Here is a 25751-nt window from a genome sequence, read left to right on the forward strand (position 1 = left end):
AGTGAAACTATGATGCTTAAACGTTTTTTCATACTCGTATCGTTTTTCGCCTGTATAATTGCTGTCAATGCTCAGCATGAAAAGAAAGAAGGATTCTCTCCAGAAAAGTTTGAAGAGGATCTCAAGAATTATATTGTCAAAGAGGCAGCTCTTTCTAAGACCGAGTGTGACAAGTTCTTTCCTATATATAAAGAGATGAGAAGCAAGCAGCTTAAACTGTTTGGGCGTCAGCGTAACTTGTTTAAAGCAAAGCCAAACGATGAGGAAGGCTTCAAGAAGCAGGTTCAGGAGCGCGATAATATTGAACTTGAACAGAAGCGTATTCAGCAAAAATATCACAATAAGTTCTTTGAAGTTCTGCCTGCCTCAAAGGTCTGTAAGGTCATCAGAGCAGAAGACACTTTCCATAGACGCATGCTTAGGCAGTGGGGACACCAGCAAAAGCCAGCAAGAAAGCGTGGAAAATAGTTAAAGAATGTTACCTGTCTAATAATTCTTCTGTCGTTATTTCGGCATTTCAAGAAAAATGCCTACCTTTGCATCCGCAATCGAAAAGGCATCCTTTGGTGCGTTAGTTCAGTAGGTTAGAATGCCTGCCTGTCACGCAGGAGGTCACGAGTTCGAATCTCGTACGCACCGCCCTCTTTCGATAAGCAAAACAACCTCTAAGGTGCGTTAGTTCAGTAGGTTAGAATGCCTGCCTGTCACGCAGGAGGTCACGAGTTCGAATCTCGTACGCACCGCAGAAAAGCTCATCGATAAGAAGTCGGTGAGCTTTTTTCGTAAATAGCTAAAACCGGCAGTAGTGAGATTTTATTTGATAAAAAGTATTTTATAAAAAGAAGATAATGAAAAGGTTTGTTTCTTTATTTGTTTTTTTATTGACCATAGGCATTAACGTTGTTCTTGCCCAGGAGGTAACAGAACAGTTTACTTTGTTTCGTGAATTTAAGCCGGCAAAGGTGTATATGTCTAATGGTAAGGTTGTGAAGACTTCTCATGCCAATATATTCTTAAAAAACGCATCATTGCTCTTCTTGCGTGGCGAGCTTACTATGGAGGCTAATATGGAAACGATAGACAGCGTGGATATTGAAAACCGTCGCTTCGTGAAGATTGACAAGATGCTCTATGAAGTTGTAGATAGTGTTGGAAAAAACAATAATAAGCTGTTCTGTGCTATTGAGATAGATATTCCGGCTTATAACACGATGCTGAAGAACAATCAGAACATAACCAGCTTGTCGGGTGCTTTCAGTGGTGGACAGTTGAGCTATAGCACCATTGATCTTTCAAAGTCGGAAGATATACAGATGCCTATCGTTCCTCACTACTATTATCTATACAATGGGGAGCTTATACGTGTACATGAGCGAGAGATATCACGTCGTCTTCCAAAGGATAAGGAAATACGCCGCATGTACAAGACTATTATTTCCATGAATGACTTCACATGGGTTGATAAAGAAAGTCTTATGAAGTTGCTGAAGGCAATATCTGAATAGTTTTGCTAACAAATAATTAAGAGGGTGTGTCAAAACACAAGATTTAATTAAAAACAACGGATTTCGCGGATTTTACGGATTTAAGCCCTAATGATAATCAGTAACTTATAAAATCCGTTTAATCCGAAATCCGTTGTGGTTAATTATGACACGTCCTCTTTAATTATTTATGACCGAAATAGTATTGTCCGCGCTTTCTTGTTATCGAGCCGTAGTTGATAGCATGTCGTGGGCAGTGGTGATAGCATGCCAGACAACATGTACAGCTGCCATCGTGTTGCCATGATGGCAGGCCGTCAACAAGTTTTACATCGCCAGTAGGACATGCGTTCTCACATTTTCCGCAATGGATACACTCTTCGGCATCGACGGTGAACTTCTTGTCGGTGACCATCCTGCCATTGAAGTAGTTGCCCACGATGTGGCTCATAGCCCAAGGCGCAATGCCCTTAACGGTATGTGTCTCACCTGCCTGTCTCTTTATGATTATCTCCTTAAATGATTGAAGCTGTTCTTTTGCACGCGAAATTTTTGCGTATTCTTTCTCAGGAGTGTCAGTGTACATGAATGGAAGACAAACATAGCTCTCTGGCATCACCAGCGTGAACACACTTATTGCAGTGGGAAGTCCGGCTTTCAAAAGGTCATCGTTAAGCATCTCCATTGTCTGACCAATGCTGTCACCGCATGTTGTAAGTGCATAGCAATAGTGTCCAGTAGCGTTATGCAGCTTCAGTCTGCTGATGAACTGTCTCACTATGCGTGGCGGTTGCCAACCATGAGTGGGGAAGATGAACCCTAAACGCTCATCATCCTTCAGCATATAATCACACTTACCTTTCAGCTCTTCTGGTATGAAGAGCAGTTGTTCGCCTGTCGCTTGGGCTATCTCTTCAGCTGCCCATCGCGTGTTGCCTGTACCTGAGAAATAGAATATCATGTTGCAAAGGTACGATTAATTAATGGAAATGCAAAATAAACTTTTAATGTTTAAATAAGAGCGTGTTTTTCATACTCAGAAAAACACGCTCTGTAGAATTAATCCATATCTCCACTATTTTGTAAGTGGTGAGTTCTATTTTCCGAAGAGAGAGTAACCAACGCCTATACTGAATCCAGTTGTTTCACCAAGATTTAGACCAGCGTTTATATACCAAGGTGATTTGAATTTCCATCCAGCAGTCAGGTATAAAGCGCCATCATACGCTGAGAGATATCCCGCTCCTAACAGAAGAGCTGAACCTTCATTGAATGATAACTTGGCTAGAGGACCTACCTTAACAATTGTTTCATCTCCTTTTCCATATCCAAGTCCAAATGTTCCGCCAATGGCAAACATGTCTGAAAGAGACCATGCTGCATCTAATCGAGCTAGAAAATATGCACAATTCTCATTTCCGTTATCTTCAGAAGGAGTATAACCAGATGAATAACTAGATGAATAACCAGATGAATAGCCAGAAGAATAATAACCAGAGGGAGAATAACCCGAAGGAGAATAACCCGAAGGAGAACTACTAGGAGATATATAATCATCTGCTTTAGATCCACCTACCAATCCTCCTTCAATTCCAATTCCTAACCAAAAATTGTGCTTCTTCTTTGGGCGCACATCAATGTGAATAGGCGTATTATTAACTTTTCGGCCAAATGTCCAGCATACACGACCGTTTTGGCCAGGAGCGATGTAGCATTGAATTATTTTCCAACTATCTATGAGGTTCTTTGCAATATCTTTAAACTTTGCTTCAAGTTGAGATGCATTATTGACACGGAAATAATTGTCGTCTTGTTTTGCAAGAGTTCTCAAGTCATTTTCGGCTTCGTTCTCGCGAGCTTTATCTTTTACGTCAGCACCACCAGGAAGAAAAATGGTATATGACTGGCATGGAACCCCTTTAATACTTTTCCTTAGGACATTGTTTTTTATATAATTGAAATAGTTCTTTTTGCTGCCAATTTCTTTACTCTCATTTATAGAACCATTGTCCAGACCGTCTGTAAATGTAACAATAGCGCTACCTGCAAATTTGTTGTTTTCAATATTATTAGAATAAGCACTCAGCATATCGAATGCTTCATCGTATGATCGGAATAGGGCTGTACCACCACCTTTAGTAAAGCCACTTATGAAATCTTTCATATATTTTGATGACGATGGTGTAAGTGACTCTATAGGACGCACTTTAGTTAGTTCCCATGATGAGAATCCAATAATGCCAATATGGATGTTTCCGGCGCTACTCTCACGTAACATTTCGTCAATGAATGATGCGGCACTATTCTTGGCTTGGACAAACGCGGCGTCACTTAATGAGGTGCTACAGTCCAAAACAAGCATCACTTCCATGTCCTTTGTCTCATTGTCGGATCCCTGTCTAGATTCCGTTTCGGAGTCTGCGTCCCATTTGTTGGTACTTTCGTTATATACAAATAGGCCAATGTTATCTAAATCAGGATTTCCTTTATAGGTGACATGGTCAAATGTAAAATAAACATCACCGTGCTTTGATTTGCCTCCGTAGTATGTTGGATCAATACTCTCGAAGGCAAATCCAATAGGATTAACTTCAGTCAGTTCATAAAATGCTTTTCCATTTCGGAACTTTGTTTCGAATCGACCATAGATTTTGTACTTAGCATCATCAGGATGGATTCGCCAATCGCTTTGTGAATAACACATTACGCTATATAATAGCGTAAATGCAAATAGAAATGCTTTCTTCATTTTGTTAATGATTTGTTAGGTTATTATTAAATATTAGGAAAAATGAAAAATCTACGTGTAATTAATAATCTATGCTTCACCATTGATATTGGAGTAGCTTAGGTTATAATTGAAAAGTACAAAAGACTTCTTGAATATGTATGCTGAGCTCATTATAATTAATACAAGTGCTTCCTAAGCTCCCCAATTTAGCGTTAATATTCAGTTTAGGTTTGGATACAAAAAAGACGTGGGAGTTTGTTTCTTCGTGCTTACCCCCAAGTTCAGGCCTTCGCATTGCCCCCAAGTAAGGATAAGCAACGCAAGCCAGCCCACGCCGAGTGGTATTATAGATACAACTTACCGTTACACCTTCTAATAGGAGCAACGAAACATTGGGATATAATACACCCACGCAGACGCTTCGTTGCATCACACCTGCACTTGGATTCAAGTTTGCGAAGTTTGAACTTGCAGATAGTAACGTTCGAAAACGTCCTTTCGAATTTCCGCCTTACAAATGGCAGGAATCTTCATTCCATCGATGTCTTGATCCGCCCTGCCACAATAAGTGACTGGCTTGATCATTTGCAAAAGTAAAGATTATTTCTGAAATAGCAAAGAAAAAATAGTTTTTTCTTAAACGGATAGGGTACTTTATAAGTTTTCTTTCTTTTTCTTGTACGTTTCGTTCTTTTTGCATACCTTTGCTGTGATTTCGCAAGATAAAGGAAAGCAGTGATGAGTAGTAAAGAGTGTATAAGTAAATTTTCTCCAAATCTTTTCTGGGATATTGATGAGTCCCAGTTAATGATGGATGACCATTCTTTGTACATTATCCAACGTGTGCTGGAGTATGGACAGATGGATGATTGGCGACTTATCAACAAGTATTACGGTTTAGAGCGAATCACTGAAGAATGCAAAAAAATGCGGACATTGGATCCTGTATGCCTTTCTTTTATTTGTACTATATCACATACTAAAGAAGAAGATTATCGATGCTATCATTTCAGACAGTCCTGCCCAACACCTTGGAACTCTTAAATAAACTAATGTGCTTGCCTGTGCTGGATCAAACTAGACTTGTGGGAGGTACCGCGCTTGCATTGCAATATGGTCATCGTCGTTCTGTTGACCTTGATTTCTTTGGTTATGCTACAGATGATGTTGATGAATTGACTGAGGCGTTGAAGGATTGTGTAGCAAAAATAGTACGTGGCAATTGTTCAAAGCGAATCAAAGCCTATATGCTTGATGATGTAAAGGTTGATATCGTTACCTATGATTATCCTTGGATAAATGAACCTGTTATTGTTGATGGGATTCGACTCGCATCTCCTAAAGATATAGCAGCCATGAAGGTAAATGCAGTAATGGGGCGTGGTACTAAGAAGGATTTTATAGATATTTATTTTTTGCTTAAGCATTTTACTTTTGAGGAGATAATAAAGTTCTACTTGAAAAAGTATTCTGATGGTTCGGAATACCGCGCATTATTAAGTATGACATATTTTGGAGATGCGGATTGCCAACCAATGCCTTTGATGTTTGATAACGTCTCGTGGGAGACAATGAAAGATACAATTAAAAAGGCTGTTGAGGATTATAACCAGAAGCATATGTAGATTATCATGCGATATTTCATTACACTAAGTTATGATGGTACACGCTATCATGGGTGGCAGGTGCAGCCCAATGGTGTGTCGGTACAGGGCGAACTTCAACGGTGTCTCTCGCTATTGTTGCGCGAAGAGGTCAGCGTCACAGGTGCAGGACGTACTGATGCTGGTGTTCATGCACGCATGATGACTGCCCATTTCGACATAGACCATGAGATTGAAGACACGAAACAGCTGGCATATAAGTTAAATCGTGTGTTACCATTCGATATTGCTGTACAAGAAGTGAAGAGGGTTAGTGATGATCTTCATGCACGTTTCTCTGCTATCGCGCGCACGTACCGTTATTATATATATACAGAGAAATCACCTTTCGAACGCCATTATGCATGCCATATTCACTATCCGCTCGACTTCGAGCTGATGAATAGTGCAGCACGTGTGCTGATGGAATATGATGACTTTGGCGCTTTCTGTAAGTCGCATACCGATGTAAAGACAACACTCTGCAAGGTGACCGTTGCCGAGTGGGTGCAGACATCGCCTTCAACATGGTATTTCGAGATAACTGCCAACCGATTCCTGCGGAACATGGTGCGTGCTGTAGTTGGAACGCTCATTGAAGTGGGACGAGGACGCCTGACGATTGACGATTTCCGTAAGGTTATAGAGGGGAAACGTCGCTCTGATGCTGGCGAGTCGATGCCTGGCAATGCACTGTTCCTTGAGAGAATAGATTATTAGCAATAAGATTACTGTAGATTATCATAGACGATAATGAATAAAAGATAAAAATGGCTTGGTTATTGTTAGCTTTTATGTCAGCCGCCTTTCTTGGCGTGTATGACTCATTGAAGAAAAAGGCATTGAAGAATAATGCAGTTATCCCGATTCTGTTTCTTAACACACTGTTCTCGTCGCTTATATTCCTTCCGTTCATAGTACTCAGCGGCTCTTCCCATGTACTCGATGATACAATATTTCATGTGGGTTCAGGTGGATGGGATATGCATAAGTACATTGTGCTGAAAGCATTGATTGTATTATCGTCGTGGGTGCTTGGCTATTTCGGCATGAAGCACCTGCCGCTAACCATTGTTGGACCGATTAATGCTACAAGACCTGTAATGGTGCTTGTGGGCGCACTGCTTGTGTTCGGTGAGCGACTGAACATTTGGCAGTGGATAGGTGTGTTGCTGGCAGTGGCATCATTCTTTCTTCTTAGCAGAAGTGGCAAGAAGGAAGGTATAGACTTCAAACACGACCACTGGATATACATGATTGTCGGTGCTGCAGTACTTGGCGCAGTGAGCGGACTCTATGACAAATACCTTATGGCACCTGTAGAGTCGGGTGGAGTTGGACTTGACAGGATGATGGTACAGTCATGGTATAATATCTATCAGTGTGTGATGATGCTGGCAATGCTGATGCTGCTTTGGTGGCCGAAACATCAGCAGACGACACCCTTCCACTGGGACTGGGCCATCATCGGTGTGAGCATTTTTCTTTCAACAGCCGACTTCGTTTATTTCTATTCACTATCGCTTCCCGATGCCATGATAAGTATTGTGTCAATGGTGCGTCGCGGTTCAGTAATAGTGTCGTTCCTGTGTGGAGCGTTGTTCTTTCGTGAGAAGAATCTCAAGGCGAAGGCTTTTGACCTTGCATTGGTGCTGTTAGGCATGATTTTCCTCTATATAGGCAGCAATTAAAGGCTGTTTGAGAATTTTTGCGAACTGATAATTAAATTGCGAACTATTGCAAACGAAAAAGTTTGGATAGTTCGCAATTATCGTTTACCTTTGCGACATGAATCAGATGATGACAATACTCACACAGCGCGAACTGTTCCTATTGATAATAGGTGCAGTGACATACATAGCACTCTTCGTAGTGACCTGGCAGAATAGTCGTAGAAAGATGCTGTTGCTACAAGAGCGTTTAGATAAGGTACGCGCAATGCAAGAAGTGGCAGACATAGAAGAAAACCGGAAGAAAATAGAAGAGCTGGAGCATCTGATATCAAAGTTAGGCTCTGAGAACTCGATGCTTCGTTTGGAGCTTGAAGAGAAGAAGGCAAAGCTCGACTATGCAAACACCATGGCGCGAATAGAAAGTGAGAAACGCGAGCGTGCTGAGGGCGACATATTCAGTTCAGATATATATCTGAAGATACAACAACTACTCAATGATGGTCGCCCGATGAGTGACGAAGACTGGCAGCAGCTGGCGGTGATGGTAGATAGCATCTACACAGGTTTCACCGATAAACTATATAGCCTGTATAAGATGTCGGCAAACGACTATCACGTGTGTCTGCTCATCAAGGTGCGTATTAGTCCAAAGGATATTGCGCTTCTTACCTCTCATTCAAAGGAGAGCGTGGCAACGACCCGCAGCCGACTGTATCAGAAGATATTTGGAAAGAAAGGCTCTACGAAGGACTGGGATGATTTCGTACTATCATTATAAACATTATATAATTAAAACTAATTAGCTTATGATTGAGTATCTGTTAGCCAATATGTGGCAAGTGTGGGCGGTATTAGCCGTCTTGGGACTGATCCTCGAACTAACCTCTGGCGATTTCTTCATCATGTGTTTAGCTATAGGAGCGGCAGGCGCAGCCATAACGGCACCTTTCGCTAACCTCTACTGGCAGATTGGTGTCTTCGCCATTGTATCGTTGTTCAGTCTGTTTCAGGTACGTCCTTTCGTGTTGCGTTATCTGCACAACAATGAAGAAAAACGTGTTAGTAATGCTGATGCTCTGTTGGGACGTAAGGGACGCGTCAGCGAGACCATCCCTGCTGGAGGCTTCGGCTATGTAGCAATAGATGGTGACCAATGGAGAGCAGTAGCTGCTAACGATGAGGAAATAGCTGAAGGCACACGTGTCAAGATTGTGAGTCGTGAGAGCACTATTGTCACCGTAGAACAATTAGTAGATTAACAACTTTATTATTAACATTTAAATAACTAAAACTTATGGATCTATTTCTTTATTTCTTAATTGCCATCGCTATTGTGGCTGTTATCATTGTGAAGAAGACGCTGGTTATCATTCCTCAGTCAGAAACAAAGATTGTAGAGCGTCTTGGTAAGTATCATGCTACTTTGGAAGCAGGTATCAACTTCATCATTCCTTTCATTGATAGTGCAAAGAACATTGTCGTGCTGAACCACGGTCGCTATTCTTATTCATCTACGATTGATCTTCGTGAGCAGGTTTACGACTTCCCTTCTCAGAACGTTATCACAAAGGATAATATCCAGATGGAGATTAACGCATTGCTTTATTTCCAGATCATGGATCCTTACAAGGCTGCCTATGAGATTAGCAATCTGCCGAACGCTATTGAGAAACTGACTCAGACCACACTGCGTAACATTATCGGTGAGATGGAACTTGACGAGACCCTTACTTCTCGTGATACCATTAACCAGAAGCTGCGCCTCGTTCTTGATGATGCTACTGACAAGTGGGGTGTAAAGGTTAACCGAGTAGAGCTTCAGGACATCACTCCTCCATCATCAGTGTTGAGCGCCATGGAGAAGCAGATGCAGGCAGAGCGTAACAAGCGTGCACAGATTCTTACATCAGAAGGTGAGAAGGCTGCAGAGATCCTGGCATCTGAGGGTGAGAAGACCGCTATGATTAACCGTGCAGAGGCAGCTAAGCAGCAGGCTATTCTTACTGCTGAAGGTGAGGCTCAGGCTCGCATACGTAAGGCTGAAGCTGAGGCACAAGCTATTGAACTGATTACTCAGGCTGTTGGTAAGAGCAGCAATCCAGCAAACTACCTGTTGGCACAGAAGTACATCCAAATGTTGCAGGAACTGGCTACTGGTGACAAAACTAAGACTGTTTATCTGCCTTACGAAGCAACAAACCTGATGGGCTCTATTGGCGGTATCAAGGATTTGTTCAAGAGTGAATAATATCAGTCAAAACAAAAAGTGAAGAGTTACTGCTCTTCACTTTTTTGTTTTAATTTCTTAAGTTGGGTTGCGACTGCAATATATGCTTTTGGCCAGTCTGTATCAAGAGAAAAGCGAGTAAGACATTCGCTGTTTGCGAAATAGCTTAGCACTAGTTCACCGTCAGGGTCGTTAAACAGCGGATTAGAGAAACTCGCATCCATGAAAAGCTTTATTATCTCTATTTGGTCTTTTTGAATAGCGTCTCGGTAATCGAGCAGTGTACTTATGTAGAGGCTTACGAAGTTGTTGAGTGAGTATGCTTGTCGGTCAAGAAGAAAAGCCGAGGAGTCAGGCATCTCTTCACGCATCTTCATTGCCATGTAAGTTAGAGCATCGACCTTGAACTGGCTGCATCTCTTCTGCATCTCAGTTGAGGTGGGGCTTTCAACTATTGCCTTTGACTTCTTCAGCATCTCGCTGAATACCTCTTGTGCTGCTGCATTAGTGGAAATAATGCAGAATAACAGCATTACATATATTATCTTTTTCATAGATGTAACAGAATTATACTGTTGGTTCTTTTATTTTTTCTAACGTTTTACGTTTGGTAATACATTCTGGAAGTTCCTCCTCGTAGTGGGTTACCATGATGAGTGTCTTTGATTTGTCCTGACAGTAAGCCTCGATAATGTTTTTAACCAATTGACGGTTGTTATTGTCGAGTCCATGCAGAGGCTCATCGAGGATAAGCAACTCGGGACACTTTACGAAGGCACGAGCAACAAGAGCGAGGCGCTGCTCACCACTTGAGAGTGTGAGGAAAGAACGCTGAGCCAGATGTTCTATTCCGAAGAGCCGCATCCATTTTAGACATTGATTCTTTTCAGATTCATTTGCTCTTATGTATAGACCGACGGTATCTTTCAGTCCGCTTGCAACTACGTTAATGGTTGGTATATTGCGCATGTAAGAGCGGTGCATTTCTGGCGATACATAGCCTATGCGACGCTTGATCTCCCAGATGCTCTCTCCATGCCCACGCTGATTGCCGAATAGTTTAATGTCGCAGGCATAGCTCTGTGGATTGTCGGCACATATCAGTGACAGAAGAGTTGACTTGCCGCTACCATTTTGCCCGCAAAGTGCCCACCGTTCACCTTTGCGAATAACCCAGTCAAGGCCGCGCAGTATTGTTCGTTCTCCATAGCGTATGCTTACCTTGTTCATTTCTACAACGACATCACTCTGCGAAGGATTATGATTTTCCGTCATTTCGGCCTCTATTGAAGCCATCTCCTTTGCATAGTATTCCGTAGGCTGAACATTCGTTTGTTTATCGTTGCTATCGCCTAAATATATTATTTCGTCGGCATAATCTGGCACATCTTCTCGTTTCGATAGAAGTAAATATAGGTTGATGCCCTGCTGTCTGTTGAGCTGAAAGAGAAGAGTATTAAGTAACTGGCGCGTCTCAGCGTCAAGTCCTATGAAAGGATTGTCGAGAATGAGTGTCGTGGGGTGGGAGAGAAGAGCTTTTACCAGTTGGAACTTGCGTAGCTCGCCACTTGAGAGGAGTATGACATATTTGTCTAAGAATGGCTCTATGTCAAAGATCTCATAAAGCTGCTGACGTAATAAGGAACGTTCAGGCGTATCGTTTCCGGCATTAAGGTAAGCCTTTTCAAGAAGTTTACCTACGCGTGGTGTCTCTTCGTCAATGTCGTGTTGGTTCCAGCGTAGCTGCAAGTAATAGGCTTTGTCGGTAGCAGCACCATAGGCATCGCTGAAAGCAATGTATCGCAGGCTATCGCTTGCCATCTTTCGGCGCATATCCTCGGCATATCTTGTTTTTCCGCTGCCGTTAGGTCCGAATATTACTGTTATCTTAGATTCTTTTGTCATAATGTTCAATCTCATTCTGTCTTCGTAGGTTTGCGTCCTTCAGACGAGCGCTCTTTGTTCTTCGTGACAAAATCCTTCCATCCTTTATAGTGTGGAGCATCGGTCTCCGGGCGTCCCATCTGAAGAAAGTGACAGTATGCGGCTGCCAGTGCATCGGTGGCATCCATAAACTGTCCCATATCGTCGTCTTTTATCTTCAGCAATCGCTGAAGCATTCCTGCCACCTGCTCTTTCGAAGCTGTTCCGTTACCAGTCAATGCCATCTTTATTTTCATTGGGGCATACTCGTGGATGGGAACACTATGGCGTATTGCTGCAGCTATGGCGACACCTTGTGCACGTCCGAGCTTCAGCATTGACTGCACATTCTTACCAAAGAACGGAGCCTCGATGGCAAGTTCGTCGGGCAAGAATGAGTCAATGATTCCTGTAACGCGTTCAAAGATATGTCCCAGCTTTAGGTAGCCGTCGCCAAACTTGCGCAGGTCGATGACTCCCATAGTAATCATCTGTGCCTTCGTATCAACCACACGTAACACACCATAACCCATGATGTTTGTTCCAGGGTCAATGCCAAGTATTATTTTTTCGCCTTTGTTCTTCATTCTCTGATAATATGGGTCTTAACCATTATTATAATACAGGTCTTAGCAGGTGAGCGAACCATCCTCGGAACTTCTGCCACGGTGTGCGGAGCTTGTCCCATTCCTCTTCAGTGAGCATAATGCTCTTTGTCTTATCACGGTCGAACATGTTGTCAAGTTCCTTTGTTGTAAAAGGGTCAATGATGAGAGCATTCTCCTCATAGTCGAAGCGCAGACTTCGTGCATCAAGGTTCGTTGAACCAACTGTGCAGAAACGTCCATCTACCATCATTATTTTTGAGTGGTGGAAGCCAGGTTGATAAAGCCATACAGTAGCTCCTCGCTTCATCAGTTTGTGAACATTATAGAATACACAGTCTGGAGTCAAAGGAATGTCGCTCTTTGCCGATACCATTATTTCTACCTTAACACCTCTGCCTATGGCTCTTTTCAAGGCTTTGTTAACTGAAGGTATCAGGGTGAAGTAGGGGTTTATGATGCGAATTGAATCTTGTGCATGGTCTATTGCCGACAGATACATTCGTCTTACGGCATCGTTTGTGGTATGAGGCTCTCGGTTTACTATGCCTACAATCTTGTGTCCTGCTGTAGTTGTGGTATCTGGTTTCAGATTATTGTACTTTTCTGGTTTATATGCATTGAAGTACTTTTGCTGCCAGATGTCTTCGCCAGTAACTCTTTCCCATATTCGTGAGAAGATTAGTTGCAGCTCGTTGACAGCCCCACCTTCTATGCGGCAATGCATGTCGCGCCATTCTCCCACCTGCTCCGTACCTTTTATATAATAGTCTGCCACGTTCATTCCGCCAGTATAGGCTATGGAACCGTCGATGACTACAATCTTTCTATGGTCGCGTGGCCAGATGTGGTTTACCCATGGGAAACGTATTGGGTCGTACTCCCATATATCTATGCTGTCGTTGCGAAGTGCTTTGATGTGTCGTTTCAGCAGTGGCTGGTTGTTTGAGTCGTTTCCAAAACCATCGAAGAGTGCCCTTACCTCGACACCCTCCTTTCGTTTCTCGCGCAGGATGTCGAATAGTAGCGATGCTATTGAATCGTTGCGGAAGTTGAAATATTCAAGGTGGATGCTTTGGCGCGCCTGACGAATAGCCTTGAACATGTCGTCGAACTTTTCCTGTCCAGACATGAGCAATGTGACACGGTTGTTATGAGAGAAGTTTATGCCATAGTCGAGCATGTCTCTCATTACCATTGAGTCAGATGTTTCTTGAGCGTTTGTCGTTTGGCAGAAGCATGCGAGGATGGAAAAAGCCACCCCCGCTACTTTGCTGTGTATCCTGAATTTCATTTGCGATATCTCAATCTGTATTCTGATGGCGAAATGCCAAATTTCTCCTTGAAGATGTTGATGAAGTGCTCACCTGTAGCAAAGCCGATGTTTGTGGCAAGCTCGCTCATGTTGATGTTTGTGCGCTTCAGCAACAGACAGGCGTTCTTCAGACGCATGTCGCGTACCAGCTCCGAAGGTGTCTTGCCTGTGATGTCACGTACCTTCAAGAAGAACGGTCTCATGCCCATGCCCATTGCCTGTGCCATCTCTTCCAGGTTTATCTGACCACGGCTCATGTTCTGCTGAACGTATTGCTCAATGTTCTTTATGAGCTGACGGTCTATGGCGCTGTTCATTGAGAAGTCGTTGAAGTCATCGTCATCATCCTGAGGAACTTCCTCCTGTTTGATATATTGCACCTCGACAGCGTGCATCTCGTCGTTGGCGTCGTTAGTGTCTTGATCTGGATTGTATGATCCGTAGTCGATGCTTTCTGTTGCTGTGGTCATACTTGAGTTATGACCTTCCAACAGTCGTGTCTCTGCACCTTCAATAAGGTCGCTTGTTATCTCAACGGCTCCTATGCCTAAAAGCTTATTGAAGCGTAATGCTGCATCCTGAAGATTGAACGGCTTGCTGAGATAATCATCGGCAGATACCGATATGTTCTGGTCGAGCATCTCCTGTGCGGTCAACTTGCCTTCAGTCATCAGCACGAACTTAATCTTGTCAAATAATGGGTTCAGCTTGACGTTGTTACACAGCTCGCTACCAGTCATAGGCTTCATGTCCTGCTTGCAGACGATGAGGTCAGGCATAGTGGTCTCTATGTCTGTCGATGCATTGACAATGTTGTTATAGGAGTGGAAGTCGTAAACATAGCGGAAGCGTGCATCGACAAACTTTATGAATTCCTCGTTGTCATCTATGAACATTACTCTCAGACGTGATGTTGGCGACTCGCGCAGCTGTGACTTAATCTCGTAAGTAAGCTCTTCGTTAACCTCATCTGGCAGTATCATTTCTCCGTGGCTATTCAGCTCATAGTGCTTGTTCACCTGTTTGCGTGCATTAGCCTCTGGGTGCTCAAGTGAAGACTGCATGTCGCTGATGCGAGTGATGATTTGTAGCATCTGTGAGTGCAGGGCGTTGAGCTGTTCGCGCTCCTCAAGACTGCTGTCACGTTCTGCCAGGTTCATGATGATAGATGTCATGCGTGCCATAGGCTGGCGCAGGTCGTCGCTCGCCGTTTTAATCTCCTCTCTCTGTATGGCGAGCTCTTCCAGAAGTGCGTGCTTTTTCTTCCATAGACGCTTTATCTGGTCAATGCCCATACGCCATAGATAAATGGCGATGATGACTATCACGATGTAGAACAGAATCATCCACCATTGGAGATACCATGGAGCAAGAACTACGATTTCAATCACTCGTTCCTGTTTGCTTATGACGCCTTCGGCACTAATGGCTTTGACATGGAGCTTGTATGTTCCACTTGGCAGGTCGGTGAATGTTACGCCGTGCTTTAGTGCATCACCATTGTGCCAGTCGTCGTCGAGCCCTTCCATCCAGTATTTGAACTGCAGACGCTCGCTCTGGTTGTAGTTGCCTGCTGCGAAGCGTATGGTGAATGTGTTCTGTATGTTGAGCAGTTCAAGGCGTGTTGTCTCATTTAACGCCTGTGGCAGAGGTACATGCTCATTGTAGGAGTGACCTGTTAGAATCTCCTCTTCGCCTATGAGCAGTTCTGTCAGCATAACTTTTGGCAGAGCTTCCGTCTCGTCAACAGACTGCTGGCGTGCCCAGTTCACGCCGTATAGTCCACCAAGTATAACGGTGCCGTCTTTCTTTGTGAAAACTGCGCCAAGGTTGAACTCGTTGCTTTGCAGACCATCACTAATGGTATAGTTGTAGAGGCCGAAGTTGTATGTTCCGTCTTCGTGGTTGCGCTGGGCCACTATGCGTGTAACGCCGTTACTTGTGGTTATCCAGATGTTGTGGTTCTTGTCTTCTACCACACCGCAGACATTATTGTTACACAGTCCTTGTTTCTCTGTGAGTATGGTCATGTCGTCAATCTCGCGATTCAGTACGTTTACTCCTTCACGCGTGCCAACCCATATTAATCCTCTTGAATCCTGGAATACGTAGGTGATATAGTTGTTGGTGAACTTCTTTACACCTGTGGAGTTGCCTATATAGTGAGTCGTCTCGGATGTTGAGATGTTCATAACGCTCAGTCCTTCGGATGTGCCTATAAGCATGTTGTTGTCCTTAGTGTAGTAAAGCGACGTGACGTTGTTGACTTTCAGCTTACGGTTCTCCTTCGTGTAGTTTGAGAATGTCTCCATGCGAGTGTTGAACATCTGAAGACCTCCGTCGGTGGCTATCCATAAGTTGCCAGTCTTGTCTGTACAGAGTGCGTTGACATGGTCATCAATAAGCGTACGCTTGACGCTGTCACCTATGGTTGAGTATATCCTCGAAGTGCCATCCTTATAGATGCGAGTTAGTCCATTTTGCTTTGAGCCTACCCACAGGCTGCCGTCTTTCGTAGCAGCCATTGTGGTAACCTTGAGGCTTGCGAGCTTGAAATCGTGGTTTAGTATGCCGTTGTCGCTTGTGGCATAGTACATCTCTCCATCGGCTCCTTCAGCTATTGCTGTGATGTCGCCTAAGAATTCTGCGCTGAACTTGTAGATGTTCTCACCCCAATATGATACGCCAGACTTTGCTGTTCCTACCCATAGCAGGTCTGTGTCGTCAACATAAATGCTCTGTATGCTGGACGTCGTCTGGAAGCGTGTTGGGTTCATTGTTGATAGTGGCGCATGCTCCATCTGCTGTGTGTTCACGTTGATGCGCATCATGCCTTGTCGGCTTGTGGCAACCCAGATGTTTCCACTACGGTCGCCTGCCATAGCGTTAATACCGTCGTCAACACCTACACCCGTTAGGTTGAGCTGGTCGCCAATGGTGGTGTTCCATGTCTTTGCCTTCTTGTTATACACAAAAAGTGTTCCCTGACCATAGAGCCATATATTATCCATCTGGTCTGAGAATACTTTCAGCGTTGATGTCTTGCGTAGCTTCTTTTGTGATATTTCGTTAGTCGTCCATAGTACATTCTGCTGATGCATGATGTCCAGGCAGACTATAAGGCCGTCGCTATAGACTATAAGTGCTCCATCCTTACATTCGCCTATGGAGCAGATGTCGCCTTGAGGCACACCGTGGCTTCCGTTGGCATTGCCTGTGAAGCCGAACTCATAGTCAGTCTGCTGCTGCATGTTGTAGCACATGATGCCTCGCTTGGGTATATAGCACCACAGGTTGTGATATCGGTCTATGTATGACAGCTTAGGAATGTCGTTGATACCCATTGACGTGAACACCTGGTGCATGTCGCGCTCGAAGGTCTCAGTCTGTGGGTGATAGATGCAGTAGCCTGCAGGTGTCTTAACCCAAAGACTTCCGTCGATAGCTTCCTGTATATCCTCAATATAGCTGTCGGGAAGTGACGAGCCGTCTTGTGAGTCGCACTGGAAATGACGGAACACGTATCCGTCATAGCGGTATAGACCTGCAGGAGTGCCAAACCACATAAAGCCTCTCGAGTCCTTTATTATGCAGTTTATCTGACTCGATGTCAAGCCCTGGCGAGCATTGAGTATCTTGAACAGATTCTCTGCAGGTAATGAAGAGGGTAGGAGCAATGCTGCTATTATGAGGATTAAGAATCTGAATCTCTTCATGGATGTTATCGTGTTGTATAAGAGAATTGGTTGTATTTGTTTTTGTGTTATGTTGTCAAATCATGCATGAGTAGCTGTCCACGACTCCCATCAGCTTGCGCTGAGCGTCAATGACAAGTACAGAGTGAATCTTATATTGGTGCATTATTCGCTGTATCTCTGTTATCTTCGTGTCAGGCTTAACAGTCTTTGGCGTTGTAGTCATGATGTCGCTTACTGTGCGATTGAAGAACTCTGCCTGCCACTTCTCCATTGCGCGGCGAATGTCGCCATCGGTGATGATACCCATGACCTGTCCGTCTTTCTCAGCTATGCCGAGTCCGAGTTTTCCCTTGCTTACAAGTATTACGGCATCGCCAAGACGCATCTCTGGTGTAAGCATTGGAAGGTCTTCGCTTCTCATCACGTCTTGAGCTGTGGTGAGCAGTCGTTTGCCAAGCTCGCCTCCAGGATGGAAGTGTGCAAAATCCTGTGGCTGGAAATGACGCTGCTCCATAAGAGCTACTGCCAGCGCGTCGCCCATAGCAAGAGTTGCCGTGGTGGAACTTGTTGGTGCCAGGTTCAGCGGACAAGCCTCATGTGCCACATGTACGTTAAGATGACATGTGGAGTATTTCGCCAGAAGTGATTTGGGGTTACCTGTCATTCCTATGATTGGTATCTCCATGTGAAGTACCATTGGTATGAATCGCAGAAGCTCGTCAGTAGCGCCTGAGTTTGATATTGCCAGTACCACGTCGTCGTGGGTCATCACGCCCAGGTCGCCGTGATAGACGTCAAGTGGGTTGATGAAAAACGATGGGGTGCCTGTTGATGCCAGCGTAGCAGCAATCTTGGCACCTATGTGTCCGCTCTTGCCTACGCCTGTAACTATCACCTTGCCTTTGCAGTTAAGCATTAGCTCTACTGCACGGTTGAATTCGTTGTCTATTAGTGGAATGAGGTCAAGCAACGCCTGCGCCTCGTCTTTTATGCATTGTATTCCGTATTCTCTTGGTGTCATGATAGGAGTTGCTTAATGAGTCCTTCCAGTTTTTCCAGTTCGAGCATGTTGGCAGCATCGCTAAGTCCTTTGTCAGGATCAGGATGAACCTCGAAGAAGTAGCCTGTGGCGCCAAATGCTTTTGCTGCCAGAGCCATCTGAGGAACAAAGCGACGATCACCGCCTGTCTTTCCGCCCTGAGCATCAGGACGCTGAACGCTGTGGGTACAGTCCATGATGACTGTTGGTACTATCTGCAGCATGTCAGGAATATTGCGGAAATCGACAACGAGGTTGCCATAGCCCATCATGTTGCCGCGCTCTGTCAGCCATACTTCTTTAGCCCCAGCATCGCGTGCTTTCTCTACAGGATAGCGCATGTCGCGTCCTGCCAGGAACTGAGCTTTCTTTATGTTGACAGTCTTGCCTGTACGTGCTGCAGCTACCAAGAGGTCGGTCTGTCTGCAAAGGAATGCTGGTATTTGTATTACGTCAACAACTTCTCCTACTGGCTTTGCCTGCCACGACTCATGAATATCTGTGAGAAGTCGTAATCCGTATTTCGATTTCACGTCGGCAAGCATCTGTAGTCCTTTTTCCAAACCAGGACCCCTGAAAGAAGATATGCTCGTGCGGTTAGCCTTGTCAAATGAGGCTTTGAATATAATATCGGTGCCGAGTTTGTTGTTTATTTCCATCAATTTGGCAGCCACGATGTCAAGAAGTTCTGCCGACTCTATGACGCATGGGCCTGCAATTAGTGTAGTGTTGTTCATATATTATATATAAAATATGTGTAAAACCCTGCAAAGATAGGCATTTCCGACCAAACGAGCAAATATTAATCAGTATTTTGCAATAAAAATGAAAAAAAAGTAAGAAAAATTTTGTTGGTTTCAAAGTTTTCTATACTTTTGCACCCGAAATAACAAACAAAACCCACATTTGTGTGGGCACACAGTAACATTTATTAATTAAATAAAACCGTAAAAATGAAAAAGATTGTATTGACAATGGTTGCTGCTTGTGCAGCTCTTACCATGAACGCTCAAATGTATGTTGGTGGTTCTTTGAACTTCAACGCAAACACTAAAACTACAGAGGCAACTGCTGCAGGCGTAACTGTTTCTTCTGACGACAAGACTACTTCTTTCGGCATTGCTCCTGAGGTAGGTTTCAAGCTGGCTGACAACATGGCTGTTGGTGTAGCTGTTGGTTTCAATATGTCTAACAATGAGCCTAGCTCAACAAAAACTGTTAAGGGTACTGACTTTAGCATCGCTCCTTACTTCCGTTACACAGCTCTGACATGGGGTAACCTGAGCCTCTTCGCTGATGCACAGGTAACTGTTTCAACTGGTAAGGAAACAACTGAGTTGACTACTACTACAGGTAAGGTGTCTTCTGATGACAAGACAAGTGGTTTCAGCGTAGCTGTTGTTCCTGGTATCTCTTATCAGCTGAACGATCAGATCAACTTCGTTGCTAAGCTTGGTCGTGGTCTTGGCTACTTCCAGACAAAGGAGGAGCCTGCAGCTGGTCCAACCGTTACAGATAAGAACTTTGGTCTTGACCTGAATACTCTGGGGCTTAGCTTCGGTATGTACTACAACTTCTAAGAATTAGAAAAACTTAAAGTTAACAATAGGCTCGCCTCGTTGAGGCGAGCTTTTTTTTGTTTCTTTGAGAGAAGTTTAACTTCTTTCAGAGTAAAGTTTAACTTCTCTTCGAGTAAAGTTTAACTTCTCTCAGAGTAAAGTTTAACTTCTCTCTTCATGTGTTTGGTAAGAACACTAAGAGCGTTTGGTAAGAACACTAAGAGCGTTTGGTAAGAATACTAAGAGCGTTTGGTAAGAACGCTTCGAGTGTTTGGTAAGAACGCTATTGTAAGGCAGTATTGCGGCTTGCTTGAACTTCTAATCTTAAAATTTTATTTATTATTTGTTGATTTGCCGATTTTTTCATACCTTTGCACATTCTTAAAAGAAAATGCTGTTAGCATATAACCGGTTATTGAAAAATATATAAGAAAAAATGGCAAAGAGATTCGCCGAACATAACGGCTTGAACCTGACACAGGTGAACAATGAGATTCTGGAAAAGTGGATGAAAGAAGACATCTTCCACCGTTCTATCGATGAGCGTGAGGGCTGTCCTCAGTTTGTGTTCTTTGAGGGACCTCCCTCTGCAAACGGTCATCCAGGCATTCATCATGTGTTGGCACGTTCAATCAAGGATACATTCAATCGCTATAAGACCATGCAGGGCTTCCAAGTGAAGCGTAAGGCAGGATGGGACACCCACGGTCTGCCTGTAGAGCTTGGCGTTGAGAAAGAGCTCGGCATTACTAAGGCCGATATTGACAATAAGGAGAGCGAGAAGTACATCTCTACTGAGGAATACAACAAAAAGTGCCGTGAGAACGTGATGAAGTTTACAGCCGAGTGGCGTGAGCTTACAGAGCGCATGGGCTATTTCGTTGACCTCGACCATCCTTACATTACATACGATAACAAGTATATTGAGACTCTGTGGTATCTGCTGAAGCAGTTCTATAACAAGGGGCTACTCTATAAAGGCTATACCATTCAGCCATATTCACCTGCAGCAGGTACTGGACTTTCTTCTCACGAGCTGAACCAGCCTGGCTGCTATCGTGATGTGAAGGATACCACTTGTACTGCTCTTTTCCGTATGAAGAATCCCAAGCCTGAAATGACAGGGTGGGGCACTCCATTCTTCATGGCCTGGACCACTACTCCTTGGACTCTCGCTGCAAACTCTGCACTTTGCGTAGGTCCGAAGATAGACTATGTGGCTCTTGAGACCTATAATCCCTATACAGCAGAGAAGATAACTGTCGTTATGGCTGAGGCCCGTGTGGCAGCTTACTTCGATACTGCTGCTGAGATTACCGATGGTGGCGAGATGCCTGAGTTCAAGAAAGGTGAAAAATTCCTGCCTTATCGTACTGTTGGCCACTACAAGGGTACTGACCTCGTAGGCATGGAGTACGAGCAGTTGCTTCCAATGATTAAGCCAATGGGCGATGCGTTCCGCGTTATTCCTGGTGATTATGTTACTACTGAGGATGGTGCAGGTATCGTTCATATCGCTCCTAACTTTGGTGCTGACGACGCATTCGTTGCTAAGAAAGCCGGCATCTGCCCAATTGTCCTCATAGACAAGAAGGGCGCTGAGCGTCCTGTGGTTGACCTTCAGGGTAAGTATTTCCTCATAGAGGATCTTGACGAGGAATTCGTTAAGCAGTATGTTGACGTAGAGAAATGGAGCAAGTATAGCGGACGCTATGTTAAGAATGCCTACGACGACACTCTGACTGATAAGGACGAGACCCTCGACATTTCTATCTGCATGGACCTGAAGGCCGATGGTAAGGCATTCCGCATTGAGAAACATGTGCATAACTATCCTCACTGCTGGCGTACAGACAAGCCCGTGCTCTACTATCCTCTCGACTCTTGGTTCATCAAGAGCTCATCAATGAAGGAGCGCATGAGTGAGCTTAACAAGACCATTAACTGGCAGCCTGAGTCAACAGGCTCAGGTCGTTTCGGCAACTGGCTTGACAACCTGAACGACTGGAACCTCTCTCGTTCACGCTTCTGGGGCACTCCGCTGCCTATCTGGCGTTCTGAGGATGGCGAAGAGATTTGCATTGGTTCGCTCGAAGAACTCTATAATGAGATTGAGAAGGCTGTGGCAGCAGGAGTGATGGCGTCGAACCCGTTAAAGGATAAAGGCTTCGTTCCTGGCGACTACTCTCAGGAGAATTATGACAAGATTGATGTCCATCGTCCTTACGTTGACTACATAATGCTTGTTTCACCCACAGGAAAGCCAATGAAGCGTGAGAGCGATCTCGTTGACGTGTGGTTCGATTCAGGCTCAATGCCTTATGCACAAATACATTATCCATTTGAGAATAAAGATCTGATTGATAAGAATTTAGCATTCCCAGCAGACTTTATTAACGAGGGCGTTGACCAGACTCGTGGATGGTTCTTTACACTCCACGCTATAGCAACAATGATCTTCGATTCTGTGGCTTTCAAGAATGTCATCTCTACTGGTCTTGTGCTTGATGCAAAGGGTAACAAGATGTCAAAACACGTAGGCAATGTTGTCAATCCGTTTGAGATGATTGAGAAGTACGGCACAGATGCCGTGCGCTTCTACATGATGACAAACTCAGAGCCTTGGGATAACCTGAAGTTCGACCCAGAGGGTGTTGACGAGGTGCGCCGTAAGTTCTTCGGCACTCTTTACAATACTTACTCTTTCTTTGCTCTCTATGCAAATGTAGATGATTATGTACCATCAGCAGAGGATGCTAAGATTAATCGTCCTGAGATAGACCGATGGATTCTCTCTTGCCTTAACACCCTCGTTAAGCGTGTAGAGGAGGAGATGAATGGCTTCGATCCTACTCGTGCTGGTCGTCTGATTGATGCGTTCGTAAATGACGATCTTTCTAACTGGTATGTGCGCCTTAATCGTAAACGTTTCTGGGGTAAGGATATGAGCGATGACAAGCGCTCAGCCTACGATACTCTCTATACCTGTCTTATCACAGTTGCAAAGCTTCTGGCTCCATTCGCTCCTTTCTATGCCGACCAGCTCTATCGTGACCTTGGTGGTGAGAAACAGAGCGTTCATCTCGACAGCTTCCCCAAGTGCAACGAGGCACTCATCGACAAGGAGCTCGAGGCTCGTATGGAGATGGCACAGAAGATTACTTCAATGGTTCTCGCCCTTCGCCGTAAGGTGAACATTAAGGTTCGCCAGCCACTGCAGAGCATCATGGTTCCTGCTAACGAAGAGCAGAAGCGACACATAGAAGCCGTTAAGGAACTTATCAAGAATGAAGTGAACGTCAAGGAATTGAAATTCGTTGATGGTCAGGGAGTTCTGGTTAAAAAGGTAAAGTGTAACTTCCGTACTATGGGTAAGAAGTTCGGCAAGCTGATGAAGGCTGTTGCTGCTGCTGTTGATGCTATGTCGCAAGAGCAGATTGCTGAGCTTGAGACCAACGGAACCATAGCCCTCAGCGTGGAAGGTCAGACACAGACCATTGAGGCAGTCGATGTTGACATCATCAGCGAAGACATCCCAGGATGGCTCGTCGCCAACGAAGGTAACCTTACTGTTGCCCTTGAGGTGGAACTCACCGATGAGCTCCGCAATGAGGGTATGGCACGTGAACTCATTAACCGTGTTCAGAACATGCGTAAGGAGAACGGCTATGAGATTACTGACCGTATAAAGATCTGTGTTGAGCCAAACGAGCAGATGGAGAAAGCCATAGCAGCCTTTGCAGACTATGTGAAGACACAGGTGCTGGCCGACGATATCCGCATTGAGGCAAATGACGGACAGGAAGTTGATTTCGATGACTTTAAATTACATATAACAATAACAAAATCTTAAGACTTATGACCGAGAAAACACGTTACACCGATGAGGAGCTCGAGGAGTTCCGCGAAATTATCAATGAGAAGCTGGCATTAGCAAAGCGTGACTATGACCAGATGATGCGCGTGTTGACAAACGAGGATTCTAACGATGTTGACGATACATCACCAACCTACAAGGCACTGGAGGAAGGTAGTGCTACACAGTCAAAGGAAGACCTCATCCAGTTCGCTGCACGTCAGCAGAAGTTTATTCAGGGTTTGAAAGCTGCTCTCGTGAGAATCGAGAACAAGACATACGGCATAGACCGTATTACTGGTAAGCTGATTCCTAAGGAGCGCCTTCGTGCTGTGCCTCACGCTACTCTCAGCGTTGAGTCAAAGCAGATGGAGAAACAGAGACATTGAGGAAAGGAAGTTGAGAATTGGGAATTGAAAAGTACATAACAAAAGGAAGAATGGCGACATTGATAGTGATCGTCATTCTTCTCATCGACCAGACGATAAAGCTGTGGGTGAAGACCCACATGGCTTTGCATGAGAGCATACATGTGACAGACTGGTTCTACATAGCGTTCATAGAGAACAATGGAATGGCCTACGGCATGCAGTTGGGCTCGAAGCTGATTCTTTCCCTCTTCCGGGTAGTCGCAATAAGTGCTTTGGCATATTATGTGTGGCTTCAGGTAAGGAAAAATGCACGAACAGGTTATGTCATCTGCCTCTCCATGATAGTCGCAGGGGCTATAGGCAATCTCATTGACTGTATGTTCTACGGGCTTATTTTTGAGCCTTCCACAAATTATGATGTGGCGCAGATGGTTACATTCGGAGAAGGCTATGCTCCCTTCCTCATGGGAAAAGTTGTGGACATGTTCTATTTCCCTCTCATCGTGACAACCTATCCAGAATGGTCGCCTGTCTATGCAGGTGAGGAATTCATCTTCTTCAGTCCTGTCTTCAACTTTGCCGATTCTGCAATCTCAGTAGGAGTGGTAGTGCTGTTGTTGTTCTTCAGAAAGGAAATTAGTGACATTTCGTTTAAGCGTGAATAGTTGTAAGTTCATAGCAGTAGGCGTTGCGTTGATGGCAAGCTTGGTGGGTTGTAAACCAACGACACCAAGTAAGTATATTCAGCCAGACGAGATAGAGGATATTCTCGTTGAGTATCATATTGCACGTGCAATGGCTGTTACTGAAGGCAACTATGACAAGCAAAACTATAACCAGGCTCTCTACTGGAACTCGGTATTAAAGAAACACGGCATAACACAGGCGGAGTTCGACTCTTCAATGGTCTATTACTATAGATATGCCGATCGCTTCGATAATATCTACAATAATGTTACGGCCCGTCTGGAAGATAATGCAATGATGCTTGGCGCATCGGAAGGCGAGATAGGACGCTTTGCCTCTCTTAATGCTAATGGTGATACAGCAAACATCTGGACTGATGCACCATCTCTGGTAATGATGCCGATGGCTCCATTGAACCACTACGAGTTTAACGTTAATACCGACTCAGTGTTCAGGGAAGGCGATACGTTCCTAATTCAGTTCATGACTGACTTCGTATATCAGTCAGGTGGTAAGGATGGTTTCCTCTATACTGCTGTGGAATATCCTGATACGACGATTGTTAAGTTCATGTCGTTCTCATATTCAGGTCTGTGCCAGTTGCGTCTGGAAAATAAGGTGAAGACGTGTCCCAAAGCTGTGAAAGGCTATTTGCACCTTGGTGGCGCAAGTGATCCTTCAACTACGATGAGACTGCTTTTGATTGATAACATTCAGCTAATTAGATTCCATAATAAGAGTGAAGAACCAAAACAGAGTGAGACGGATAGCAGCTCATCAGGTACAGCTGCCCAGCGGACAAGTGTTGAGGCAGACGGTAGTGGAGATACTTTCGGGCAAAGTGTTGAGGCACTACCCGTTACACGAGGAAATCGCCCACACAGAATGGTGGAGCGGATTGATTCTGTTAAAGCCAGAAACTGACGGGAGCATGACTGCA

General features: G+C 44.4%; 23 protein-coding genes and 2 tRNA genes. 16 read left to right on the forward strand and 9 right to left on the reverse strand.

Annotated features, from left to right (window positions below):
* Nucleotides 1-9: 9 nt before the first annotated feature.
* The 4 genes from M1L52_RS11020 to M1L52_RS11035 all read left to right on the forward strand — a co-directional run bounded on the left by M1L52_RS11020 (nt 10) and on the right by M1L52_RS11035 (nt 1505).
* A complete protein-coding gene (locus M1L52_RS11020; RefSeq protein WP_248615059.1) occupies nt 10-468 on the forward strand; it encodes a hypothetical protein in 459 nt (152 codons plus the stop codon).
* A gap of 97 nt (nt 469-565) precedes the next feature.
* Nucleotides 566-639 (forward strand) — tRNA-Asp (locus tag M1L52_RS11025).
* Between the two features lie 30 nt (nt 640-669).
* A tRNA-Asp gene (locus M1L52_RS11030) sits at nt 670-743 on the forward strand.
* 192 nt (nt 744-935) lie between these two features.
* Nucleotides 936-1505: a hypothetical protein gene (locus M1L52_RS11035; RefSeq protein ID WP_248615060.1), complete on the forward strand. Its 570-nt coding sequence runs from the start codon at nt 936-938 to the stop codon at nt 1503-1505.
* 163 nt (nt 1506-1668) lie between these two features.
* Here the strand turns inward: M1L52_RS11035 and M1L52_RS11040 are convergent, their stop codons facing one another.
* A complete protein-coding gene (locus M1L52_RS11040; protein WP_248615061.1) occupies nt 1669-2445 on the reverse strand; it encodes an EFR1 family ferrodoxin in 777 nt (258 codons plus the stop codon).
* A 135-nt stretch (nt 2446-2580) separates the two neighbouring features.
* Nucleotides 2581-4233, reverse strand: a complete 1653-nt coding sequence (locus M1L52_RS11045) for a vWA domain-containing protein (protein WP_248615062.1) — start codon at nt 4231-4233, stop codon at nt 2581-2583.
* 720 nt (nt 4234-4953) lie between these two features.
* Between M1L52_RS11045 and M1L52_RS16560 the strand changes: the two genes are divergently transcribed.
* From M1L52_RS16560 to M1L52_RS11080, 7 genes are all read left to right on the forward strand, one after another.
* Complete coding sequence (locus M1L52_RS16560) at nt 4954-5259, forward strand: DUF6922 domain-containing protein (RefSeq protein WP_248615063.1); 306 nt, start codon at nt 4954-4956, stop codon at nt 5257-5259.
* Nucleotides 5247-5840, forward strand: a complete 594-nt coding sequence (locus M1L52_RS11055; protein ID WP_317231487.1) for a nucleotidyl transferase AbiEii/AbiGii toxin family protein — start codon at nt 5247-5249, stop codon at nt 5838-5840. Before M1L52_RS16560 ends, M1L52_RS11055 begins: the two co-directional genes overlap by 13 nt.
* A gap of 6 nt (nt 5841-5846) precedes the next feature.
* Nucleotides 5847-6578, forward strand: a complete 732-nt coding sequence (gene truA / locus M1L52_RS11060; RefSeq protein WP_248615065.1) for a tRNA pseudouridine(38-40) synthase TruA — start codon at nt 5847-5849, stop codon at nt 6576-6578.
* A gap of 50 nt (nt 6579-6628) precedes the next feature.
* Entirely contained in the window at nt 6629-7549 is a 921-nt protein-coding gene (locus tag M1L52_RS11065; protein WP_248615066.1) for a DMT family transporter, read from the forward strand.
* 106 nt (nt 7550-7655) lie between these two features.
* On the forward strand, nt 7656-8309 hold the full coding sequence (locus tag M1L52_RS11070; RefSeq protein ID WP_248615067.1) for a hypothetical protein: 654 nt from the start codon (nt 7656-7658) through the stop codon (nt 8307-8309).
* 28 nt (nt 8310-8337) lie between these two features.
* On the forward strand, nt 8338-8790 hold the full coding sequence (locus M1L52_RS11075) for an NfeD family protein (protein ID WP_248615068.1): 453 nt from the start codon (nt 8338-8340) through the stop codon (nt 8788-8790).
* Nucleotides 8791-8825: 35 nt separating this feature from the next.
* A complete protein-coding gene (locus M1L52_RS11080) occupies nt 8826-9779 on the forward strand; it encodes an SPFH domain-containing protein (RefSeq protein ID WP_248615069.1) in 954 nt (317 codons plus the stop codon).
* 26 nt (nt 9780-9805) lie between these two features.
* On the opposite strand, the gene M1L52_RS11085 is transcribed toward M1L52_RS11080, so the two are convergent.
* The 7 genes from M1L52_RS11085 to kdsA are packed head-to-tail and all read right to left on the reverse strand — an operon-like array spanning nt 9806 to nt 19075.
* Entirely contained in the window at nt 9806-10312 is a 507-nt protein-coding gene (locus tag M1L52_RS11085; protein WP_248615070.1) for a hypothetical protein, read from the reverse strand.
* A gap of 13 nt (nt 10313-10325) precedes the next feature.
* Complete coding sequence (locus M1L52_RS11090) at nt 10326-11663, reverse strand: ATP-binding cassette domain-containing protein (RefSeq protein ID WP_248615071.1); 1338 nt, start codon at nt 11661-11663, stop codon at nt 10326-10328.
* Between the two features lie 11 nt (nt 11664-11674).
* Nucleotides 11675-12268 (reverse strand): crossover junction endodeoxyribonuclease RuvC, encoded by a 594-nt coding sequence (ruvC, locus tag M1L52_RS11095; RefSeq protein ID WP_248615072.1) that lies wholly within the window; start codon nt 12266-12268, stop codon nt 11675-11677.
* A 28-nt stretch (nt 12269-12296) separates the two neighbouring features.
* Nucleotides 12297-13580, reverse strand: a complete 1284-nt coding sequence (locus tag M1L52_RS11100; RefSeq protein ID WP_248615073.1) for a phospholipase D-like domain-containing protein — start codon at nt 13578-13580, stop codon at nt 12297-12299.
* Nucleotides 13577-17317: an AraC family transcriptional regulator gene (locus M1L52_RS11105; RefSeq protein ID WP_248615074.1), complete on the reverse strand. Its 3741-nt coding sequence runs from the start codon at nt 17315-17317 to the stop codon at nt 13577-13579. Before M1L52_RS11105 ends, M1L52_RS11100 begins: the two co-directional genes overlap by 4 nt.
* Nucleotides 17318-17372: 55 nt before the next feature.
* Nucleotides 17373-18320: an SIS domain-containing protein gene (locus tag M1L52_RS11110; protein WP_248615075.1), complete on the reverse strand. Its 948-nt coding sequence runs from the start codon at nt 18318-18320 to the stop codon at nt 17373-17375.
* Nucleotides 18317-19075: a 3-deoxy-8-phosphooctulonate synthase gene (kdsA, locus tag M1L52_RS11115; protein ID WP_248615076.1), complete on the reverse strand. Its 759-nt coding sequence runs from the start codon at nt 19073-19075 to the stop codon at nt 18317-18319. The genes M1L52_RS11110 and kdsA overlap by 4 nt, the downstream gene beginning before the upstream one ends.
* A 216-nt stretch (nt 19076-19291) precedes the next feature.
* Here kdsA and M1L52_RS11120 point away from each other — a divergent pair, with 216 nt between their 5' ends.
* The 5 genes from M1L52_RS11120 to M1L52_RS11140 all read left to right on the forward strand — a co-directional run bounded on the left by M1L52_RS11120 (nt 19292) and on the right by M1L52_RS11140 (nt 25735).
* On the forward strand, nt 19292-19918 hold the full coding sequence (locus M1L52_RS11120) for an outer membrane beta-barrel protein (protein WP_248615077.1): 627 nt from the start codon (nt 19292-19294) through the stop codon (nt 19916-19918).
* 415 nt (nt 19919-20333) lie between these two features.
* Nucleotides 20334-23750, forward strand: coding sequence for an isoleucine--tRNA ligase (ileS, locus tag M1L52_RS11125; protein WP_248615078.1), 3417 nt, complete (start codon nt 20334-20336; stop codon nt 23748-23750).
* A 5-nt stretch (nt 23751-23755) separates the two neighbouring features.
* Nucleotides 23756-24142 (forward strand): TraR/DksA family transcriptional regulator, encoded by a 387-nt coding sequence (locus M1L52_RS11130; RefSeq protein WP_248615079.1) that lies wholly within the window; start codon nt 23756-23758, stop codon nt 24140-24142.
* 50 nt (nt 24143-24192) lie between these two features.
* Entirely contained in the window at nt 24193-24789 is a 597-nt protein-coding gene (locus M1L52_RS11135; protein WP_248615080.1) for a lipoprotein signal peptidase, read from the forward strand.
* Nucleotides 24782-25735, forward strand: coding sequence for a DUF4296 domain-containing protein (locus M1L52_RS11140; RefSeq protein ID WP_248615081.1), 954 nt, complete (start codon nt 24782-24784; stop codon nt 25733-25735). Before M1L52_RS11135 ends, M1L52_RS11140 begins: the two co-directional genes overlap by 8 nt.
* The last annotated feature ends 16 nt before the right edge of the window (nt 25736-25751 follow it).

This window comes from Prevotella sp. E13-27 (assembly GCF_023217965.1).
GTDB lineage: Bacteria > Bacteroidota > Bacteroidia > Bacteroidales > Bacteroidaceae > Prevotella.

What these genes read in the sequence shown, in the direction of transcription:
- M1L52_RS11020 (WP_248615059.1), top strand. Translation starts at nt 10, where the DNA reads ATGATGCTTAAACGTTTTTTCATACTCGTATCGTTTTTCGCCTGTATA.
- M1L52_RS11040 (WP_248615061.1), bottom strand. Translation starts at nt 2,445, where the DNA reads ATGATATTCTATTTCTCAGGTACAGGCAACACGCGATGGGCAGCTGAA.
- M1L52_RS11045 (WP_248615062.1), bottom strand. Translation starts at nt 4,233, where the DNA reads ATGAAGAAAGCATTTCTATTTGCATTTACGCTATTATATAGCGTAATG.
- M1L52_RS16560 (WP_248615063.1), top strand. Translation starts at nt 4,954, where the DNA reads ATGAGTAGTAAAGAGTGTATAAGTAAATTTTCTCCAAATCTTTTCTGG.
- truA (WP_248615065.1), top strand. Translation starts at nt 5,847, where the DNA reads ATGCGATATTTCATTACACTAAGTTATGATGGTACACGCTATCATGGG.
- M1L52_RS11065 (WP_248615066.1), top strand. Translation starts at nt 6,629, where the DNA reads ATGGCTTGGTTATTGTTAGCTTTTATGTCAGCCGCCTTTCTTGGCGTG.
- M1L52_RS11070 (WP_248615067.1), top strand. Translation starts at nt 7,656, where the DNA reads ATGATGACAATACTCACACAGCGCGAACTGTTCCTATTGATAATAGGT.
- M1L52_RS11075 (WP_248615068.1), top strand. Translation starts at nt 8,338, where the DNA reads ATGATTGAGTATCTGTTAGCCAATATGTGGCAAGTGTGGGCGGTATTA.
- M1L52_RS11080 (WP_248615069.1), top strand. Translation starts at nt 8,826, where the DNA reads ATGGATCTATTTCTTTATTTCTTAATTGCCATCGCTATTGTGGCTGTT.
- M1L52_RS11085 (WP_248615070.1), bottom strand. Translation starts at nt 10,312, where the DNA reads ATGAAAAAGATAATATATGTAATGCTGTTATTCTGCATTATTTCCACT.
- M1L52_RS11090 (WP_248615071.1), bottom strand. Translation starts at nt 11,663, where the DNA reads ATGACAAAAGAATCTAAGATAACAGTAATATTCGGACCTAACGGCAGC.
- ruvC (WP_248615072.1), bottom strand. Translation starts at nt 12,268, where the DNA reads ATGAAGAACAAAGGCGAAAAAATAATACTTGGCATTGACCCTGGAACA.
- M1L52_RS11100 (WP_248615073.1), bottom strand. Translation starts at nt 13,580, where the DNA reads ATGAAATTCAGGATACACAGCAAAGTAGCGGGGGTGGCTTTTTCCATC.
- M1L52_RS11105 (WP_248615074.1), bottom strand. Translation starts at nt 17,317, where the DNA reads ATGAAGAGATTCAGATTCTTAATCCTCATAATAGCAGCATTGCTCCTA.
- M1L52_RS11110 (WP_248615075.1), bottom strand. Translation starts at nt 18,320, where the DNA reads ATGACACCAAGAGAATACGGAATACAATGCATAAAAGACGAGGCGCAG.
- kdsA (WP_248615076.1), bottom strand. Translation starts at nt 19,075, where the DNA reads ATGAACAACACTACACTAATTGCAGGCCCATGCGTCATAGAGTCGGCA.
- M1L52_RS11120 (WP_248615077.1), top strand. Translation starts at nt 19,292, where the DNA reads ATGAAAAAGATTGTATTGACAATGGTTGCTGCTTGTGCAGCTCTTACC.
- ileS (WP_248615078.1), top strand. Translation starts at nt 20,334, where the DNA reads ATGGCAAAGAGATTCGCCGAACATAACGGCTTGAACCTGACACAGGTG.
- M1L52_RS11130 (WP_248615079.1), top strand. Translation starts at nt 23,756, where the DNA reads ATGACCGAGAAAACACGTTACACCGATGAGGAGCTCGAGGAGTTCCGC.
- M1L52_RS11135 (WP_248615080.1), top strand. Translation starts at nt 24,193, where the DNA reads ATGGCGACATTGATAGTGATCGTCATTCTTCTCATCGACCAGACGATA.